This is a genomic window from Streptomyces sp. NPDC053427 (genome assembly GCF_044544985.1).
Taxonomy (GTDB): Bacteria; Actinomycetota; Actinomycetes; order Streptomycetales; family Streptomycetaceae; genus Streptomyces.
The window spans coordinates 248,568-267,604 of the sequence record NZ_JBITYA010000001.1 but is presented as its reverse complement, the minus strand read 5'-3'; the positions used below and the strand labels follow the sequence as shown (position 1 = coordinate 267,604).

The 19,037-nt window shown below is 70.9% G+C and carries 18 protein-coding genes and 1 pseudogene; 13 read left to right on the top strand and 6 right to left on the bottom strand.

The features are described 5' to 3' along the window. The first annotated feature begins 119 nt into the window (after positions 1-119). The 7 genes from ACIGWZ_RS01040 (at position 120) to ACIGWZ_RS01010 (ending at position 7,466) form a co-directional block, all read left to right on the top strand. Positions 120-2,597, top strand: a complete 2,478-nt coding sequence (locus ACIGWZ_RS01040; protein ID WP_400059459.1) for an ATP-binding protein — start codon at positions 120-122, stop codon at positions 2,595-2,597. 58 nt (positions 2,598-2,655) lie between these two features. Next, positions 2,656-2,856, top strand: coding sequence for a hypothetical protein (locus tag ACIGWZ_RS01035; protein ID WP_400059457.1), 201 nt, complete (start codon positions 2,656-2,658; stop codon positions 2,854-2,856). Positions 2,857-3,078: 222 nt separating this feature from the next. Further along, the gene (locus tag ACIGWZ_RS01030) at positions 3,079-3,888 is read left to right on the top strand and encodes an SDR family NAD(P)-dependent oxidoreductase (protein WP_400059455.1); all 810 of its coding nucleotides are present in this window, start codon (positions 3,079-3,081) and stop codon (positions 3,886-3,888) included. Between the two features lie 183 nt (positions 3,889-4,071). After that, complete coding sequence (locus ACIGWZ_RS01025) at positions 4,072-4,866, top strand: GNAT family N-acetyltransferase (RefSeq protein WP_400059453.1); 795 nt, start codon at positions 4,072-4,074, stop codon at positions 4,864-4,866. A 6-nt stretch (positions 4,867-4,872) separates the two neighbouring features. Continuing rightward, positions 4,873-5,247: a hypothetical protein gene (locus ACIGWZ_RS01020; protein ID WP_400059451.1), complete on the top strand. Its 375-nt coding sequence runs from the start codon at positions 4,873-4,875 to the stop codon at positions 5,245-5,247. A gap of 41 nt (positions 5,248-5,288) precedes the next feature. Next, positions 5,289-5,690: a hypothetical protein gene (locus ACIGWZ_RS01015; protein ID WP_400059449.1), complete on the top strand. Its 402-nt coding sequence runs from the start codon at positions 5,289-5,291 to the stop codon at positions 5,688-5,690. Between the two features lie 207 nt (positions 5,691-5,897). Continuing rightward, positions 5,898-7,466 (top strand): Na+/H+ antiporter, encoded by a 1,569-nt coding sequence (locus tag ACIGWZ_RS01010; RefSeq protein ID WP_400059447.1) that lies wholly within the window; start codon positions 5,898-5,900, stop codon positions 7,464-7,466. Between the two features lie 397 nt (positions 7,467-7,863). Here ACIGWZ_RS01010 and ACIGWZ_RS01005 read toward each other — a convergent pair whose 3' ends face one another. Then, positions 7,864-10,437: an ATP-binding protein gene (locus ACIGWZ_RS01005; protein WP_400059445.1), complete on the bottom strand. Its 2,574-nt coding sequence runs from the start codon at positions 10,435-10,437 to the stop codon at positions 7,864-7,866. 342 nt (positions 10,438-10,779) lie between these two features. Between ACIGWZ_RS01005 and ACIGWZ_RS01000 the strand changes: the two genes are divergently transcribed. Next, on the top strand, positions 10,780-11,346 hold the full coding sequence (locus tag ACIGWZ_RS01000; protein WP_400059443.1) for a universal stress protein: 567 nt from the start codon (positions 10,780-10,782) through the stop codon (positions 11,344-11,346). A 264-nt stretch (positions 11,347-11,610) separates the two neighbouring features. Here ACIGWZ_RS01000 and ACIGWZ_RS00995 read toward each other — a convergent pair whose 3' ends face one another. From ACIGWZ_RS00995 to ACIGWZ_RS00985, 3 genes are all read right to left on the bottom strand, one after another. Further along, positions 11,611-13,479, bottom strand: a complete 1,869-nt coding sequence (locus tag ACIGWZ_RS00995) for an NAD-binding protein (protein ID WP_400059441.1) — start codon at positions 13,477-13,479, stop codon at positions 11,611-11,613. Positions 13,480-13,818: 339 nt separating this feature from the next. Then, positions 13,819-14,460, bottom strand: coding sequence for a hypothetical protein (locus ACIGWZ_RS00990; RefSeq protein ID WP_400059439.1), 642 nt, complete (start codon positions 14,458-14,460; stop codon positions 13,819-13,821). Between the two features lie 12 nt (positions 14,461-14,472). Then, positions 14,473-14,799, bottom strand: coding sequence for a hypothetical protein (locus ACIGWZ_RS00985; RefSeq protein WP_400059437.1), 327 nt, complete (start codon positions 14,797-14,799; stop codon positions 14,473-14,475). 314 nt (positions 14,800-15,113) lie between these two features. On the opposite strand from ACIGWZ_RS00985, the gene ACIGWZ_RS00980 reads away from it, so the two are divergent. After that, the gene (locus ACIGWZ_RS00980; RefSeq protein WP_400059435.1) at positions 15,114-15,536 is read left to right on the top strand and encodes a YjbQ family protein; all 423 of its coding nucleotides are present in this window, start codon (positions 15,114-15,116) and stop codon (positions 15,534-15,536) included. Between the two features lie 33 nt (positions 15,537-15,569). Here ACIGWZ_RS00980 and ACIGWZ_RS00975 read toward each other — a convergent pair. Both ACIGWZ_RS00975 and ACIGWZ_RS00970 read right to left on the bottom strand, forming a co-directional pair. Then, positions 15,570-15,668, bottom strand: a pseudogene (locus ACIGWZ_RS00975) (IS5/IS1182 family transposase); the annotation flags it as partial. A gap of 43 nt (positions 15,669-15,711) precedes the next feature. Further along, positions 15,712-16,131, bottom strand: coding sequence for a hypothetical protein (locus ACIGWZ_RS00970; protein WP_400059434.1), 420 nt, complete (start codon positions 16,129-16,131; stop codon positions 15,712-15,714). Positions 16,132-16,337: 206 nt separating this feature from the next. Between ACIGWZ_RS00970 and ACIGWZ_RS00965 the strand changes: the two genes are divergently transcribed. The 4 genes from ACIGWZ_RS00965 (at position 16,338) to ACIGWZ_RS00950 (ending at position 19,015) form a co-directional block, all read left to right on the top strand. Further along, on the top strand, positions 16,338-16,838 hold the full coding sequence (locus tag ACIGWZ_RS00965) for a GNAT family N-acetyltransferase (RefSeq protein WP_400059431.1): 501 nt from the start codon (positions 16,338-16,340) through the stop codon (positions 16,836-16,838). A 177-nt stretch (positions 16,839-17,015) separates the two neighbouring features. Then, entirely contained in the window at positions 17,016-17,099 is an 84-nt protein-coding gene (locus ACIGWZ_RS00960) for a putative leader peptide (RefSeq protein WP_400060753.1), read from the top strand. A 222-nt stretch (positions 17,100-17,321) separates the two neighbouring features. After that, on the top strand, positions 17,322-18,185 hold the full coding sequence (locus tag ACIGWZ_RS00955; protein WP_400060751.1) for an ABC transporter permease: 864 nt from the start codon (positions 17,322-17,324) through the stop codon (positions 18,183-18,185). Continuing rightward, positions 18,158-19,015 carry an ABC transporter ATP-binding protein gene (locus ACIGWZ_RS00950; RefSeq protein ID WP_400059429.1) on the top strand — a complete coding sequence of 286 codons (858 nt, stop codon included), beginning with the start codon at positions 18,158-18,160 and terminating at the stop codon, positions 19,013-19,015. The genes ACIGWZ_RS00955 and ACIGWZ_RS00950 overlap by 28 nt, the downstream gene beginning before the upstream one ends. Positions 19,016-19,037 lie beyond the last annotated feature (22 nt).

Here is a 19,037-nt window from a genome sequence, read left to right as displayed (position 1 = left end):
GCACCAGGCGACGTGGGACGTGTGCGGGACCGGTGAGGGTGAGGTTTTCGGTGGCGCCGAGGGTTGACGCAGCCGACACGCCAGGCGTTGGCGTAGGCGTACGGCCGGGAAAGCTGAAGGTGTTTCTCGGGGCGGCGCCCGGGGTCGGCAAGACGTACCGGATGCTCGACGAGGGGCGTCGGCGTGCCCGGCGCGGCACCGATGTGGTGGTGGCGTACGCCGAGTGCCATGCCCGGCCGCACACCGAGGAGAAGCTCGAAGGGCTGGAGATGGTGCCCCGGACACACCGCGAATACCGGGGAGGCACCTTCAGCGAGCTGGATCTCGACGCCGTCCTCACCCGCAGCCCCGCGGTCGCGCTCGTCGACGAGCTGCCCCACACCAACGTGCCCGGCGGCCGTAACGCCAAGCGGTGGCAGGACATCGAGGAGATCCTCGCGGCGGGGATCGATGTGGTCACCACCGTCAACGTCCAGCATCTGGAGTCGCTCAACGACGTCGTCGAGAAGATCACCGGGGTCCCGCAGCGGGAGACCGTTCCCGACGAGGTCGTCCGCCGCGCCCACCAGATCGAACTGGTCGACATGCCCGCCGAGGCGCTGCGCCGGCGCATGGCGCACGGCAACATCTACCGGCCGGAGAAGGTCGATGCCGCGCTCTCGCACTACTTCCGCATCGGCAATCTGACGGCGCTGCGGGAACTCGCGCTGCTGTGGGTCGCCGGGCGGGTGGACGAGACCTTGCAGAGGTACCGGTCCGAGCACGGCATCGGGACGGTGTGGGAGACCCGCGAACGCGTCGTGGTGGCGCTCACCGGCGGTCCGGAGGGCGAGACGCTGATCCGCCGGGCGGAGCGGATCGCGGACCGGTCCTCCGGCGGCGACCTGCTGGCGGTGCACGTGGCCCGCAGCGACGGGCTCGCCGACGCCTCCCCCGCCGCGCTCGCGAAGCAACGCGCCCTGGTCGAGAGCCTGGGCGGCAGCTACCACTCGGTCGTCGGCGATCATGTGCCCACCGCCCTGCTGGACTTCGCGCGTGCCGAGAACGCCACCCAGCTCGTCCTGGGCACCAGCCGCCGCAGCTGGCTGTCCCGCCTGCTGGCGCCGCGCGGTATCGGCGAGGACACCGTCGAGCTCTCCGGGGACATCGACGTCCACATGGTGACCCACGAACGGGCCGGCCGCGGACGCCGGTTGCCCGTCCCCGGCCGCCGGCTGCCCGTTGCGCGCCGCGTCGCCGGACCGGTGGCCGGCCTCGCCCTCCCCGTCCTGCTGACCGCCCTCCTCACCCATACCGGCGGCACCCTCAACCTGACCAGCGAGGCCCTGCTCTTCCTCGTCACCGTCATCGGTGTGGCCTGCCTCGGCGGTGTCGTCTCCGCGTTGCTCGCCTCCCTGACCGCCTCCCTGCTGCTGAACTACTACTTCATCCCGCCGAGCGGGCAGTTCACGATCACCGAGCCCAACAACGCGCTCGCCCTCGCGGTGTTCGTGGTGGTCGCGGTGACGGTCGCCGTCCTCGTCGACCGTTCCCTCCGGCTGGCCCGGCGCGCGGCGAGCGCCACCGCGGAGGCGGAGACCCTCTCCTCCATGGCCGGCAACATCCTCCGCGGTGACCAGGCGGTCTCGATACTCCTGGAACGCACCCGCCAGACCTTCGGCATGGAGTCGGCCGAGCTCGTCCCGCGTTCGGAGCAGGAGACCGGGCCGGACGAGCGCGCCGACGGACTCGTGAAGGTGCCGGCCGGGCCGGACCGGGTCCTCGTCCTGCGCGGCCGCCGCCTGCCTGCCTCCGAACACCGCGTACTGACCGCCTTCGCGGCCCATCTCGCCGCCGCGCTGGACCACGCCCGTCTCGCGGAGGCCGCCGCCGAGGTCGAACCGGTGAAGGCGGCGGACCGGATGCGTACGGCGCTGCTCGCCGCGGTCAGCCACGACCTGCGGACCCCCTTGGCCGCCGGACGCGCCGCCATCAGCTCCCTGCTCAGCACGGACGTGGACTTCTCCGCGGCGGAACGGGACGAGCTGCTGACCACGGCCGACGAGTCGCTCCGCAAGCTCAACCGCCTGGTGGACAACCTCCTGGACATGAGCCGGCTCCGGGCCGGCGCCCTGACCCTGCACCTTCAGCCCACGGCGTTCGCGGACGTCCTGCCCCTGGCGCTCGACACCCTCGCCGCGACACCGGTACCGATCGAGTCCCAGGGGCTGGCGGAGAGCTGCGAGGTGCTCGCGGATCCGCCCCTGCTGGAGAGGGTCATCGCCAACCTGGTGACCAACGCGGTACGGCACTCGCCGCCGCGGCAACGGGTGCTGATCAGCGCCAGCGCCCTCGGCCCGCGGGTCGAGCTGAGGGTCGTCGACCGGGGGCCCGGCCTGCGCCCGGAGGACCGGGACCGGATCTTCGTACCGTTCCAGCGTCTGGGCGACAACGACAACACCAGCGGCCTGGGGCTCGGGCTCGCGCTCTCCCGTGGCCTGGCCGAGGCGATGGGCGGCACGCTCACCCCCGAGGACACGCCCGGAGGCGGGCTGACCATGGTTCTCTCCTTGCAGGCCGCTGCCGTGGAGGAGCCCGCGGAGCTCAGGCAGTCGTAGTACCGGGAGGCCCAGGTACACCGGCAAACGCAGTGGTCTGGACGCAGGAGCCGTGGCCGTGCTCGCGACGATCGCTGCATTCGGCGGCGCGCTCGCCGTGCTCGCGGGCGGCTACGCCCTGCATCGGACTCGGCGAGTGCGCCGGACGGGCGTGCGCGTGGCGGCCCTCGTCATCGGTCGACGTCGCAGCTCATCAGGGGTACGTCAAGAGGTGCGCGGAGCTCTTGAAGCCGTGCGCGGCCGGGCCTTTGATGGGTGATGTGAACAGCGCCTGGCTCCTCCTCGACCGTCCGCCTCATCCCGAGGCCATGTGTCGTGCGCCGCGCTGCCCGGAGACGTCCGCCTCTCGCTGAGTCGTCTCCCGCATTCCCTGCACGGGGCGCCGTGATCCGATCCGGCGCCCTCTTTCGTACCTTCGCACGCCCGCAACGGGCCCTGGCAGGGCCGTTCGGCGTGCCCGTCTCCCTTCCCGGAATGGATCATGTCCGTCTTCGACCTTTCCTCCCGTACCGTCCTGGTGACCGGCGCCACCTCCGGCATCGGCTACGAGACCGCCCGACAGCTCGCCGAACGCGGCGCCACCGTCCTGGTGCACGGCCGCACCGCCGAGGACGCCCAGGCCGCGACCGACCGGCTCATCGCCACCGCGGGCATCGACAGCGCCCAACTGTGCGGATTCGCGGCCGACTTCACCCGGCTGGAGGAGGTCGAGGTCATGGCGCGGCGCGTCGCCGGCGAGCATCCGCACCTGGACGTCCTGGTCAACAACGCCGGTATGGCCGCCCCCGAACGGCACACCGTGACCGCCGACGGCAACGAGATCGCCCTGCAGGTCAATTTCCTCGCCCACTACCTCCTGACCTGCCTCCTGGAGCCGTCGCTCACCACCGCCCCCGGCGGCCGCGTCGTCAACGTCTCCTCGTCCCTGCACCGCACCGCCTCCATCCAGTGGAGCGACCCGCACCGCGCCCGCCGCTACTCCCGGCTCGCCGCCTACGCCCAGTCGCAGCTCGCCCTGACCGTCTTCGCCGCCGACCCTCGGGTGGCCGCGGTCTCCGTCCACCCGGGAATCTGCCGCACGGACCTGATGTCCCTCTACGGGCTCAAGGGCGCCGCGGCGGCCGAGGGCGCCGCCCACGTGGTGCGGCTGTGCGACCCCGCCACCGAAATCGTCAACGGCGCCTACTACGACCTCGACCAGCGCGTCGAGCCCGCCACCGCCGCAACCGAGGACCGCACCGTCAAGCGCCTCACCAAGCTCGCCGACCTGCTCGTCGGCCACCAGGCCTGACGGCGACACCACCCCCGCAGACGGCACCACTCACGCAGCCACTGGACCGAAAGGCCCGCACCCCCATGTCCAAGCGCGCCCGCAAGAAGAAGGCCAACCACGGCAGCAAGGCCGGACAGAGCTGAACCGCCGGGCGGGGCGGCCCCGCCCGGGCCGCCCCGCGACAGCCCCAAGGAAACCTCCGTGATCGAACTCTCCCCTGGCCAACTCCCGCCCCTCCCCGACTGGTTCACCACCGGACACCCCGGGGCGACGGTGCTGGCCGAACATGCGCTGGTCTCAGGAACCGGTCGGTGGTGGGCCGACCGTGCCGCCGATCCCCGCGCCATGGCCGTGACCTGCGCCGACCACGTACTGTTCCGCGGCGATCCGACGGCCCTGGCGCCGCTCTCCCTCGCCGGCTTCGCCGCGCACCATGTGCAGGCCCCCGCCCGCTTCCTGCCCCTGCTCGGCAACGCCTTCGACCGGATCGTGCCGTGGGAGCGCATGCTGTACGTCCACCGCGCGCCCGTAGCGGCTCCGCGCCCGCCCCACGGGGTGACGGTGCGCCGGCTGACCCCGGAGGACGCCCCGACGCTCACCGCGCTGGCGGCGGACATGGCGTGGATCCACACCAGTTGGGGCGGCCCGGCCGGTCTCGCCGCCTCCGGACACGGCTGGGCGGCCTTCCACAAGGACCGCCTCCTCGCCCTCGCCTGTACGTACTTCCGTGGCACCGTGTACGAGGACATCGCCTGCGTAACCGTCCCCGAACACCGCCGACAGCGCCTCGCCCTGGCCTGCGTCACCGCGCTGTGCCGGGACATCGCGGCCCGCGAGCACCTCCCCAGCTGGACCTGCTCCCGCGACAACCGCCCCAGCCGGCTGCTCGCCTGGACCGCCGGATTCCGGCTGGAACACGAGTACGTTCATTACGTCACCGGCAGGCCGGTCGGTTACGTTGCCGGGCTCGCCGTCCGAACCACCACCCACATATGAGGAGCCATGAAGCCGCACCGCACCCCCCTCGCCTCGGTGAAGATCTTCCAGGGCGCCCACGAGCTGACCGTCCGCCGACTGAAGCGGCGCGATGACTCCTTCACCCTCCACTACACCATCTCCCCACCCCTGCCGGACGCGGAGAACGACACCCCCGTGCTCCTGATGATCGAGGCGGTGGACGACGCCGGCAACGAGTACCCGGACTGGGGCGGGGCCTACGGAACCGCCGACGACGGCACCCACACCGACGGCAGCATCTCCGCCCGGCCCGCCCTGGCGGCCGAGGCACGCGAGGTCCACATCCGGATCACCTTCCTCCGCGGCGGCGAGGAACACCCGTGCGACCTGACCCTGCGCACCACGAAGACCGGCCCCTGACCGTGGTAGCGCCGTCGCAAGACAGCGGAGAGGTACGTGCCTTGCCCTCGGAGCCCGAGGACGTCTTCGCTCCCATCGGCCACGACCTGCGCGCCTGCGGACTGCGAGTGCGGCTGGTCTTCACCGCCCCGCCCGGCGAGGACCCGCAGCGGTGGCGGGACCTCGTCGTGGCGGGCGTGCGGCTCGGCCCTCTGGAGTTCGCCCCGGAATCGGTCGCGGGCCCGGACCCTGGCCGGGCGGTCGCCTCGCTCGCCTTTCACACACAGGCAGCCGTCCTCGAAAACCTTCAGGAGATCGACGGCAAGCGCGCCTGGCCGGTATGCCAGGGCCGTCACCGGCATCCGATGAGCCTGGCACGGGTCGGTGAGGAGGCGTGGCCGCACTGGCACTGCCCCTCGAACCCCTCGTACCGGTGGCCGGTAGGGCAGCATCCCGGGGTGTGACGGCACCGACGGGCCGCGTCGCGCAGGGGCTCGGACTCGGCGGGGCCGCGGCCGGGGAGGCCGGTGCCCGGGCCGGATGCGGTCGCGTGGCGTGGCGTCAGGACTGTGGCAGTACCCCGACAACACCCGGTAGATTTCCTTGCGGTGTGCCGGGAAGTCTGGTCGGCGGCGGTTCAGCAACAGCCGAAGCCATCGAGAGACGAGCACGTGACCGACCTTACTGCCCTCCTTCTTCTCGTCGTGTTCGCCACGTTGGTGGCGACGGGCGCTCGCCACTGGCGCATTCCCGCGCCCTCGTTGCTCGTCGTCGGCGGCGTACTCATCGGGCTGCTGCCGTGGATACCGGGCGTCCAGGTGGCTCCCGAAGTGATCAGCGTGGTGGTGCTGCCGCCGCTGCTGTACGCGTCCGCCGAGGAGATCCCCTGGCGGGAACTGCGCGTGGTGTGGCGACCGGTGACCGTCCTCGCCTTCGGCCTGGTGCTGGCCACGGCGGCCGCCGTGGGCGCGGTGGCGTCCGCGGTGACCCCGCTCAACACCACGATGGCGTTCGTCCTGGGCGCGGTGCTGGCCAGCACCGACCCCGTCGCGGTGACGGCGCTCGGGCGCAAGATCGCGCTGCCGCCGCGCATCCAGACGCTGGTCCAGTCCGAAAGCCTCTTCAACGACGCCACCAGCCTGGTCCTCTTCAAGGTCGCGGTGGGCACGGCCACAGCCGCACACGCGGTCACCCTTCCCGCGGCCGGCGGACAGTTCCTGGTGCTCGGCGGTGGCGGGGCGTTGGCCGGCGGCGCGGTCGCGGGGGTGGTGGCGCTGATCCGGCGGCGGACCGAGGACCCGGTCCTGGAGACGGTGATCGCCCTGGTCACGCCGTACGCCGCGTACGTACTCGCCGAGGATCTGCACACCTCCGGCGTGACCGCGGTCGTCGTTGCCGGGGTGGTGCTCGGCAGCACCGGCCACAAGCTCACCACCGCCACCAACCGGCTCCAGGTGCATGCCGTCTACGGCACCGTGGTCTTTCTGCTGGAGAGCGTCGTCTTCGCCCTCATAGGTCTGGAACTCCCGGCTCTTGTACGGCAGTTGAAGGCGGACGAGCAGGTCTGGCCGCTCGGTGTGCTTGCCGTGGCCGCCACCGTGATCGCCGTACGGCTCCTCGGCGTCCTCCCGCTCTCCGCCGTCATGCAGCGCCGCCGCGGCAACGGCACGGTCACCTGGCGGATCCCCGCGGTGGTCTCCTGGGCCGGCACCCGTGGTGTGATGCCGCTGGCCGCCGCCCTGTCCATCCCCCTGGCCGCGGACGACGGCAGCCCGCTGCCGCACCGCCCGCTGGTCCTGGTCCTGACCACCGGTGTCGTCGTCTTCACCCTCGTCCTGCAGGGGTTCACCCTGGCGCCGGTCGTCCGCTGGTCCAAGATCGCGCTGGAACCGGAGCACACCGCCCGCGAAGAAGCCCGCGCCCGAGCCGGGCTCGCCAAGGCCGGACTGGACTGCCTGGACGAACTCGAAGCCGTCGAAGCAGCGCCCGCCGCTCTCGTCGATCAGCTGCGCCGCGGCCTGCTGGCCCGCCTCGACCAGGCCGACGCGGACCAGGACGACGACACGGCCCCGTCCTCCCTGCCCGCCGTGACCGGCTACCGGGCGCTGCGCCGCACCGTGATAGCCGCCGAAACCGCACAGCTCCAACGCCTGTACGCGGACAACGACATCAGCGACGTCACCCGGCGGCGCCTGCAACGCAGGCTGGATCTCGAAGAGGCCGGACTCGGCGACGAGTGATCCATGGCCCGCCAAGTTGCCCGAGGGAGGCGGAGCACCGCCTCAGAACCGGTCCGGGAACTTGACTCCGGCCACAAGCAGCCCAACCAGCGATGCCGCCACCAGCAGTCCCACGATGCGCTCCACACTCACGCCTCCACCGCCGCCCTCATCGCTGCGCACATCTTCGCGGACCTCCTGTGCTTCCTCGCGTGCCGCCGACCAGGTCCACCGTGACGGCCGGCCCGGCACCCCGCGCACAACGGGGCCGGTTCTCTAACGGAATCCGAACGACCGGCAGATCCCGCCCCGTCGGACTGACGACGGGCGCCGGAGCCCGTACATACGGCTCGCGCCGCACGGCAGGCGCCTGGCGCGCACGCCTCACGCGTCATGTCCCCTCTCTCGCGCCCAGATCTCATCCCTCGTGCACGGCCCCCTGCCCGGCCACCGCGACCGGAATCGGTGCGGCCGGCAGGGAGACGACCATCGTCAGGCCGCCTCCGGGGGTTTCCTCGGGGGTGAGCGTGCCGCCCATCGCCTCCGTGAGTCCGCGGGAGAGTGCGAGACCGAGCCCGAGGCCGGTGGTGTTGTCCGTGTCGCCGAGTCGCTGGAACGGCTCGAAGACCCGTTCCCAGTCGGCGAGTTGTATTCCGGGACCGCGATCGGTCACCCGCAGCTCCACGCGGCCGGCGAGCGCGCTGGCGCCGATCGTGACCGGGCGCCCGGCGGGCGAATGGCGTACCGCGTTGGAGACCAGATTGGCGATGACGCGTTCCAGCAGCGGCGGGTCCGCGAGCACATCGGGGGCGGTGTCCAACCCCTGGGTCACGACATGGACGAGCGCCCGCGGGGGCGAGTCGGGCAGGGTGTCCAGCGCGGTGGGGAGCACCTCGGTGAGCGCGAGGGGCTCCAGGTGCAGGGTCAGGGCACCGGCCTGAAGTCGGCTCATGTCGAGGAGGTTGTCGACGAGGCGGCTGAGCTTGGCCAGGGATTCCTCGGCGGTGGCCAGGAGTTCCTCGCGGTCCTCGGGTGAGAAGTCGACATCGCGGCTGCGCAGCGAGCTGATCGCGGCCCAGCAGCCGGCCAGGGGCGTACGCAGGTCGTGCCCGACCGCCGCGAGCAGTGCGGTGCGCATGCGGTTGGCCGCCTTGACCGGCTCGACCTCGGCCGCGGCCTCGGCGAGCCGGCCGCGCTCGACGGCGGCGGTCAGATGCGCGGCGAAGGCCGTGAGCACGCGGTGCTCGGAGGCGGGCAGGCGGCGCCCGCTGAGCACCAGCACGCTGTCCTCCCCTATCGCGACCTTGGTTTCATGGTCGGGCACCGGGCCGATTTCCGTTGCGGGCTCCGGCTCCTTCCTTCGGGGCCGCAAGGCGATGCGGTCCATGCCGAAGGTCTCGCGGGTACGTTCCAGGAGTGCGGGAACGGCCCGGTCCCCCCGCAGGATGCCGCCCGCCAACGAGGTCAGCGTCTCGGCCTCCGCGGTCGCCCGCGTGGCCCGTCGGCTCAGTCGCAGCGAGCGGTCGACGATGGCCGCGACGGTGACGGCGACGATGGTGAAGGCGGCCTGGGCGATGACGATATTGGCCGAGGCAAAGGTGAAGTGGCCGACGGGCGGGATGAAGGAGTAGTTCAGCAGCAGGGATGTCGTGATCGAGGCGAGCAGCGCGGAGACCACGCCACCGATGCAGGCCACGCCCAGCACGGTGAGGAGGAAGAGCAGCGCCTCGCTGGTGAGGTTGAGGGCGAGCGGGCCCGAGATGCCGCGCAGTGCCAGGGTCAGGAGTACGGGCAGGACGAGGCCGGCCACCGGACCGGCCAGGCGGCGCGAGCGCGGCAGGCCACTGCCGGGGGTGGCCCGTCTTCTCCCCTGACCGGCATGTTCGTGGGTGACCGTGTGGACATCGATGTCGCCGGAGAGCTCGACCACGGTTTCGCCCACGCCGCGGGGCATCAGCACCCGCCGCAGCCTGCCCCGGCGGCTGGCGCCGATGACCAGTTGGGTGGCGTTCTGGGCGCGGGCGAAGTCCATGAGGGCGGCGGGCACATCGTCGCCGACCACCGAGTGGTAGCTGCCGCCGAGGCTCTCCGTGAGCTGCCGCTGTCCGGCCAGCGCGGCGGGCGAGGAGCCGGACAGTCCGCCGCTACGGGTGATGTGGACGGCCAGGAGATCGCCGCCGGAGGAGCGGGCCACGATCCGGGCGGCGCGGCGGATGAGGGTCGCGCCCTCCGGGCCGCCGGTGAGCGCGACCACCACGCGTTCGCGGGTCTCCCACACCCGGCCGATGCTGTGCTCGTGCCGGTACTTGCGCAGCGCCTCGTCCACCCTGCCCGCCACCCACAGCAGCGCCAGTTCCCGCAGCGCGGTGAGGTTCCCGAGCCGGAAGTAGTGCGACAGGGCCGCGTCGACCTTCTCGGGCGGGTAGATGTTGCCGTGCGCCATGCGGCGGCGCAGGCCCTCGGCCGGCAGGTCGACCAGCTCGATCTGGTCGGCGCGGCGGACGACTTCGTCGGGGACGGTCTCGTGCTGCGCCACGCCGGTGATGTTCTCGACGACATCGGTGAGCGATTCCAGATGCTGGATGTTCAGCGTGGCCACCACGTCGATCCCGGCACCGAGCAGTTCCTCGATGTCCTGCCGGCGTTCGGCGTGACGGCCACCCGGCGCATTGGTGTGCGCGAGTTCGTCGATGAGCACCACCTGCGGCCGCAACGCCAGCACCAGGTCGAGGTCGAGCTCGGTGAAGTCCGTACCGCGATGCGTGCGCGTCGCCCGCGGCAGCACCTCCAGCCCTTCGAGCATCGCCTCGGTCGACGGACGGCCATGGCACTCGGCGAAGGCCACCACCACGTTCCTGCCCCGCGCGGCCCGGCGTCGGCCTTCGTCCAGCATCCGGTAGGTCTTGCCCACCCCGGGGGCAGCCCCGAGGAAGACCTTGAGCCTGCCCGGACGCGAGCCCGGCCCGTCGGTCGCCTCGCTGCCCCGCGCCATCCCGTACTCCTCCACCTGCTCCTCTTCGGAAAAACGGCACGCCGCACGGCGTGCGGGCTTCTCAGGAGCATCGTCACTTCACGTCGGCAAATATCGCGAGAGGGTTCGAGGACGTTGACGCAACTCTGACCCGCGGAGGGGATCGGGCGCCCGCATCCCGACCGTGGTGCCCCCCGACGCTCACGGGCCCGCCCACGCGTCGGGCGTGTGCCCGCCGTCGTCATGGAGCCGTCAGGGTCCGTGCTCCCCGCGTAAGGGAAGCGCCAACGCCCCGCACTCGCTCCACCAGCGGCTTTTCGATGGAGAGGGAGCCAGAGAGTCGGATGAGTCAGAGAGCCGGACATGAACGCGACACGGGACGAGGAGCGGGACCCCATGGGCAGACCCTGCGGTGATCGGCGCGTCGTGGCCGGCGTGAGCGGTTCGCTGGGGAGCCTGACGGCTCTGCATCGGGCCGCCACCGAGGCCGGCCGCACCGGCGCCGAGCTGTGGGCCGTACTGGCCTGGGAGCCGCCCGGTGGCGACATCCCCCACCGCGGCGGGCCCTGCCCCCCGTCACTGGCCGCCGCCTGGCGCGGGATGGCCACCGAGCGACTGCTGGAGGCGCTCGATGCCGCCTTCGGCAGCGCCGGGCCGGGGGTGCCGATGCAGCGCCTGGTCGGACGCGGCACACCCGGGAAGGTCCTGCTCGAAGCGGCCGACGATGCCGACGACCTGCTGGTGGTCGGGTCCGGAGCCCGCGGCAGGCTGCGCCGAGCGATGTGGCCGTCCGTCGCCCGCTACTGCGTCGCACGCGCCTGCTGCCCGGTGCTGACCGTTCCTCCCTCTCCCCTGCACGACGCGTTCGATGCCGTACACCGCCGCAACGTCTGGAAACTCCCGCTCGACACAAGCGAGTTGGCGGACTGACGTCTCGCCCTGGACGCGAGTCGGCCGGGTCATGTCACGGTTCACTGCCCGCACCCGGCGCCTGCAGGGGTTCCCACAGGCGCCGGTACGACGAGGCCGATGACCCTCACCGTCCCCACCGCGCCGGCTCACCTCCCGGCCCGGCCCGACCCGACCTTCCGGCCGCGGTCACCTCGTCACCGGACGGGCGACGAACAGGACCGCGGCACTGCCCGCCGTCCGGACGCTCGTCAGCGGCGCCGCTGCGACGGATCCGGCGCCTCCTCACGTACGCGGGTCCGTCGGATGCGGCTGCACCCCCGTCATCAGGAAGTCCAGGCCGCGCCGGGTCGATGCCACCACGACGCGGTCGCCGGCGCGCAGTATCCGGCCGTGCGAGGGGCGCCAGTCGAAGCCGGGGCGGTCGAGGCGGAGGCCGCCGAGCGTGTCCGTCGAACCGGGAGAAGGGGGCTCGACGGCGGAGCCCACCGCCAGCACCCGCCATTCGCTCGCGCGGAAAGCCTGGTGGACGGAGCGGCCCTCCAGCTCCGGGTGGCCGGCGACGTCCACGGTGGTGAAGAGGAGGGAGCCGCGTTCGACCGGCATGACGCCGAGGACATGGCGGCCCATCATGGCGGCGGCGAAGGACGGCGCGGCGAGTGCGGAGACGGAGCGGCTGCGGGTGGTGGCGTCGGGGTAGGAGGCGCGCATCGTACGGGAGACGGTGGCGGCGAAGTCGTCGTCGTAGAGCCGCATCACGACCCGTACCCGGGGGTTGGACTCGCGTGCGGCCATCACGATGTCGAGATTCTCTCCGTCGTCGCGGGTGAGGACCAGCAATGATTTGCTCTGGCGGATCCGGGCGCGGTCGAGGACACCCGGGGCGCCGGCGTCCTCCAGCAGCAGGGGGACGCCGAGTTCGCGCGCGAGGGCGACGCCGCGGGCGCGCGGATCGCGTTCTATGGCGACCACCCGGTGTTCGGTGGTGCGCAGTTGGGCCAGCACCCGGGTGCCGATCTTTCCGAGGCCGACGAGCACGATGTGGTCGGTCAGGTCCTCGGCCGGCGGGTGCCCGACGGAAGCCGTACGGAAGGCCTCGGTGGCGTTCATCGTCGCGGCCACCACCAGCGGCAGTACGGCCAGACCCACGAAACCGGCGATCAGCTGCAGTACGCGGCGGGCCGGGGACTCGTTCGTCGCCGGATCGCCCATCGTGAAGATGTCCAGCATCGGGAGGTAGAAGGACTTCCACAGCGGGCCCGGTTCCACAAGGGCGGTGGCGGTGCCCAGTGCCAGCACGATCGCGGCCAGCGCGCCGAAGACCGCGATGACCTCGCGGGAGAGGAACACCTTCCACGGCAGATGCCCCAGCCGGTCCCGCAGCCAGGCACCGTAGCCGCGCCGGTCGCTCGGCGCCGTCTCGGGCGCGTGGTGGTGGGTGACCTCCTCCAGCATCAGCCGGCCGTGGGTGAACTGCCGGTGGTAGGAGGTGAAGGTGTCGGGCAGCAGCTGGGTGCCCTCCTCACCGGGCGTCTCGGCGCTGTCCTCGCTGGCAGGGTCGTCCTGGTGGGCGCCGGAGAGCACGGCCAGCGTGGCCAGGTCGGCGGACTGCAGCGGCAACCGCGCCGGCCGTACCGCTCCCCGGAACACCTGGCCCTCGACCTGGAGCGTGTGCCCCTGGCCGACCGCGGCGGCGGCCACCAGCTCCGGCACCGCCGTGTCGGTGTCGGACAGCACCGTGGTCGACATGTCCAGCGACACGCCATCGGCCGACCGACCGAGCGCCAACACCGCGCGGTCCAGCAGCCGTTCGAGGTGCTGACCACGCTCCCGGTTGTACATCCGGATGACGAGACGGATCGTCGGGTTGAGGGTGCGGGCCAGCAGCGCGGCGGTCACATTGACCTGGTCGTCGCGGTAGGTGAGCGCGAGCGCGGCGGCCCGCTCGACCCCCGCGGCCCGCAACGTCTGCTCGTCGGGCTGGGCGGCCACCAGCAGCTCGACCGGCGAGTGCGGATCGCGGTGCAGCGCCGCGATCTCCGGCGCATGCCCGTCGCGCCGCGAAGGCAGCACGACGGTGACCGTCTCACCGCACACCGCGTCCAAGGTGACCGCGAGCCGGTGGGCGAGCCCGTCGTCCCCGCAAATCACCATGTGCTGGGAACGCTGACCAAAAGCCGTGCTCAGATGGAGAGTTGACGTCACGTCGTGAAGATTGCCCGACGCTCGCACACGGTTCCGGTACGCACACCAGTTCGCCGTTAAAGTTACGTAGGGAGGCGGACGACGGCGCGGGCTCGGTCGCGCGGGCCGTGGTCAGAGTCCTCCGAGGAGCCCTCTATGGGGTCTCCTGCGGGGTCTCCTATGGGTCTTCTACGGGTCTTCTACGGGTCTTCTACGGGTCTTCTACGGGGCATCCGTCCCGGACTTCGCACGGTGGATCTGGTCCAGCTTATCGGCGAGCTTCAACGTCCCTTTCGGCCCCCAGATCCTTTATGACGTACGTTTGCGGCGTTCGCTCTCGTCAGCTTCGAGCGCATTCGACACCTTGTCGTTGAAGCCTTTGGGTTTCCTGCCGAGGTTACGGCGCAGCGCCGCAGCCGCCGCTCGGTCGGTGTCGGTGGCGTCCCTGAGGACCTTCTCGATACGTGCCGCGAATTCGTCGATCTTGGACTGCTGTTCGGCGATTGCCTTCGCCTTTCCCCCCTCCTCGTGGATATCGGGGTCCGTGGCGGCGTCCTGGCGCGGGGTAATCTCGGCATCCACGCCGGTCGTATTGACGACCAGCCCCTCGTGCCTCGCGTCCTCTTCGACGATGCGGTGCAGTTCATCCTTGTACCGCTTCAGCCTGTCATGGGTGTCACAGAGCACCCCACGTATGCCCTGGGCCTCCCGTACCGCATTACCAAACTCCTTGTTGACCCCCGCGACACGCATATGAGCCGCCGTCGCGATGAAGCCCATGCTCGACCAACCAGCCTTGAAGAATGGCCGGATGACCCGATGGACGTATGCGGAATCCATGGTCTGGAGGATCCGGATCTGACTGTCCCAGGCTTCGACTGCATCCAGTAGGCCGCTCAGATCCAGATGGAGAAGCGAGGCGTACGAAATCCTGGGAATGCTGTATTCCATCGAACTCTCGCCTCAGTCGAAGGGGATGTGCTGTCGGGCCGCGGAGCGCATCGTCCCCGTATGGTCCGATTCGCTTTGGGAGTAACCGTCAGCCGCCTCGCTGCATTGAGAATGGATGTCACGACACACCTGGGCCAGGGCCTCGGTCTGCTCCTCCCATCTCTCCGCCACCTGCACCATGGCGTAGCACAACTCACCGCTCCAGAGCAGAGCGGTGAAGGCTGTTGAGCCGTCGGCCGTTGCCTCCGAGCCGTGCTTACCCTTGGCGTGTAATTCCCGCGCCGTCTCAAGAGCCCCCGTGCCGGCCGTGCGCAGCAATCCCGGATCCTTGATCTGCATACCGTAAACGCCCCCGTCCCCCGTGCTCATCACTCATCCTCCGTCATTCCGTCCACGCGACGTGCGACCAGGCCGCAGAGACGTAGATCAACTCGCGCCGAGCCTATGAACCACCTTGAGATGAGGGAGAGTTCCGGGAAAGATCCTTACGCGATCTTGTCTACGTGGCCGATCAATTCCGCTGATACCCGAACCGAGCAAGGAGCCGAAAGCCCCCGCATACTTCACAGCCACCACCTGGAGGATCTGCCTCCGCCCCGCGACACCGGCTTCCCTCCGACCGCCGGGGAGGGTCCTTGGGCCAGGATGGGCCCATGGCTGACAGCTTGACCACACGGATCATCGACGTGACAACGGGCTCCAGGGAGACCGTGCACGACTTGACCGACGCATGCGCGTCATTTCTCCGGGAGGTGGCTCACGGCAGGGACGGACTCCTCAACGTGTTCACGCCCCACGCAACGGCTGGCCTGGCTCTCATCGAGACGGGAGCCGGGAGTGATGATGACCTGCTGACGGCGCTGCGCTCCCTTCTCCCCGCCGACGACCGATGGCAACATCGGCATGGCTCCCCGGGCCACGGACGGGATCACGTTCTCCCCGCCATCGTGCCGCCCCACGCGACCCTCCCCGTCATCGGCGGAACGTTGGAGCTGGGAACGTGGCAATCCGTTGTCCTGGTGGACACCAACCGGGACAACCCCCAGCGACAGGTCCGGTTGTCCTTCCTGGGGTAACCGCTGGGACACCTGTTGTGCTCTGCCTGCCACGCAGGTAGAGCCTCTGGCCAACTTGAGGAACTGGCGCGGGGTCAGCCCGGTGAACGGGTCTATCCAGGACGGCTCCGCTGCCGTGATCATTCCCGTCACACCAAGATCGTTCCGTCCGGAACCGACCGAGGTGGGCAAGGGGTCATCCACGGAGCCCGAGGCGCCGGTCGAGCCGGCTGCGCAGGCGCGCCGAAGCTCCACGGAGAGTGCCGAGTTGTCGCACCTCTTCCGCTGGAAGTTCCATCCGTCCTGCCAGCGCGAGCACGGCGGCATAAGGGCGTTCGCCCTCGGCGAGCTTCGCCGCCACGGCATCACGGACCGCTCGCACCACCGTGTGGTCTGCGCGGGGATGTTCCGCCAGCAGGCGAAGGAGCCTGTTGTCGTTCCAGACACTGTCTTGGGCCGTGCTCAGGTCCAGCAGAGTGACGGGCGCAGTGTGGGGATTGGCGGCCAGCGCGTGCCAGACGAAGGGGTACGGACATCGCGCGAGCTGATGCAGGACGGAGCTGTCGTTCTCGGCACGCGCCAGTTCCAGGTAGTCGGCAGGCGTACGCAAGGACATGGCCCCAAGGATTGTCGGGACGGCCATCCTGCCATCAGGGCCGGCCACCCGTATGTGGGGCCTCTGATCGCGACCGGCTCGAAGATCACTTACGGGACAGCTCTCCGTACGCCAGCCGTAGATCGTTATTGCCCTGGCCCTGGGGGCTGTCTGCCGGTGGCGGAAACTCAGGTGGCCTCACCGCACCACCTGGGTAGGGTCGGGCAATGCCCGAGCTGAAGCGGCTCCATGCCGGTCATGCCCCGGCGGTCCTGGCCTTCGAGCTGGCGAACCGCGCCTACTTCGCTGCCTCGGTCTCCGACCGCGGCGACGCGTACTTCGAACGGTTCGCCGACCGGCACAGCGCCTTGCTGGCTGAGCAGGAGGCCGGCATCAGCGCCTTCTACGTGCTCGTCGCCGAGGATGGCTCGGTTCTGGGCCGGTTCAACCTCTACGACTTCGAGGACGGCACCGCCGAACTCGGCTACCGGGTCGCGCAGCACGTCGCCGGCCGCGGCGTGGCGACCGCGACCGTTCGGGAAATGTGCCGGCTGGCGGTGGTGCGGCACGGGCTGTGCACGCTGCGGGCGGGCACCTCCCGCGACAATGCCGCGTCCCGGAGAGTGCTGACCAAGGCCGGGTTCGTTCCGGTTGGCCCGGCCGCCCCGGCCGCCCTCGGCGGTAAGCCCGGCACCTGGTATCAGCGCGACCTGGTACTCCGGCCATAGGCCGTGATCTTGCTGGTGGACCGGTTGCGGGAAGGCTGCGGCCCTGCCGCGCAAGAACTGCCGGAGCATCGCCGAGTGGGCGTCCTGCGGGCGCCGGTCGCAATGCCCGTGCAACAAAGGTCCAACAGCCGAGACGAGGTTTGACCCCTCTCGGAGCCCACCGCTACTTTCAGCGACATGCCTATGTCAGCCCTGCTCACCACGCGCGGTCATATCGACCTGCTGCGGGTGGCTTCCGCCGCGTGTCGCCGCGGCCGCTGACGCTGATTCAGCTGGCTTGATGCGCTGATGCGCTGACACCTGTGGGGCCTGAGTTGCCCTGCGGACGGCTTCCCCGGCGGGTTCCCCGCCGGACTCCCCCGTACTTTGCCGCCTGCGCGCGCCGTCGCCTGCCGACCGCCCGGGCGTGCGTACCCCTCTCCCCCTCCGTGGAGCTCTGCTATGACGCTGGACCAGGCCGCGCCCGGCCATGCCCCACCCGATATGTCGTTGGATAGCGGGAGAGGGAAAGGTGATGTCGCACGGTCCGGGGCGAGCGGTGCGCCCGAGCTGGTGCGTGTCCGTCCCGTTGCCGGTCGTCGCCGGTCGGTGCCCCGCTGGCTGCGCCGCGCGGTGGGGCCCCTGGGGCTGCTGGCGGTGTGGCAGGTGCTCAGCGCGAGCGGGGCGCTGCCGCCGGACATGCTGGCCTCGCCCGGAACGATTGCCGCCACCGCCGGCGATCTCGTCGCGGACGGGACGCTGCCCTCGGCGATGCTGGTCTCCGTTCAGCGGGTCGCCGTCGGGCTGCTGCTGGGCGGAGTGGCCGGGATCGCGCTGGCGCTCGTCTCGGGGCTTTCGCAGCTGGGCGAGGATCTGGTCGATGCGACCGTGCAGATGCTGCGTTCCATTCCCTGGGTGGGCGTGATTCCGCTGTTCATCATCTGGCTGGGGATCGGCGAGGCGCCGAAGATCGCGCTGATCGCGCTCGGGGTGGCGTTCCATCTGTATCTGAACGTGTACGCGGGGATCCGGGGCGTGGATGCCCAGCTGGTGGAGGCGGGGACCTCACTCGGGCTGAGCCGGTGGGGGCTGGTCCGGCACGTGGTGCTGCCCGGTGCGCTGCCGGGAGCCATGACCGGATTGCGCTATTCGCTGGCCACGGCGTGGCTGGCCCTGGTCTTCGGTGAGCAGGTGAACGCCGATGACGGTCTCGGCTTTCTGATGAATCAGGCCCGGGAGTTCTTCCGTACCGACGTGATCGTGGTGTGCCTGGTCGTCTACGCGGCCCTCGGGCTCATCGCCGACTTCGTCGTCCGCACGCTGGAAAGGCTGTTGCTGCAATGGCGACCGACGTTTACGGGGCAGTGAGCGCGGCGGGTGCCGACACCGCCGTCGCGGTGGACGGGCTGGTGCGGGCCTTTGACGGGAGGGCCGTGGTCGACGGCCTGCACCTCACCATCCGGCCGGGCGAGTTCGTGGCACTGCTCGGGCGCAGCGGTTGCGGAAAGTCGACGCTGCTGCGGGTGCTGGCCGGGCTCGACCGGGAGATCGAGGGCGAGGTGCTGGTGCCGCGCCGCAAGGCGGTGGCGTTCCAGGCGCCGCGGTTGATGCCGTGGAAGCGGGTCTGGCGCAATGTGCTGCTGGGGTTGCCCGGTCGTTCCGAACGCGGGGTCGCTGTCAGGGCGTTGGAGGAGGTCGGGCTCGGCCATCGGGCCGATGCCTGGCCCAAGACGCTCTCCGGAGGGGAGGCCCAGCGCGCTTCGCTGGCCCGTGCGCTGGTGCGGGAGCCCGATCTGCTGCTGCTCGACGAACCGTTCGGCGCCCTTGACGCGCTGACCCGGATCAAGGCGCAGCGGCTGGTGGCCGAGCTGTGGCAGGAGCGCGGCTGCGCGGTGCTGCTGGTCACCCATGATGTGGAGGAGGCGCTGCTGCTCGCCGACCGCGCGGTGGTCATGGAGGGCGGCCGGATCGCGTACGAGACCGAGGTGGAGCTGCCCCGGCCGCGCGATGTCTCCGATCCCCGGTTCGCCGCGCTGCGCGCCCGGCTGCTCGACCGGTTGGGCGTCGAGGGGGCCGGGGCGGGCCACGGTGGGGCCGAGCCCCAAAACCGTACGGTCGCCGCCGCCCCGCCCCGGGCCCGTACCGGCGACGTCTCGGTCCCCCCGGACAAGCCCGCCCTCACTCCCCCCTCGGCCTGACCCGATCCACCCCAGTACAGAA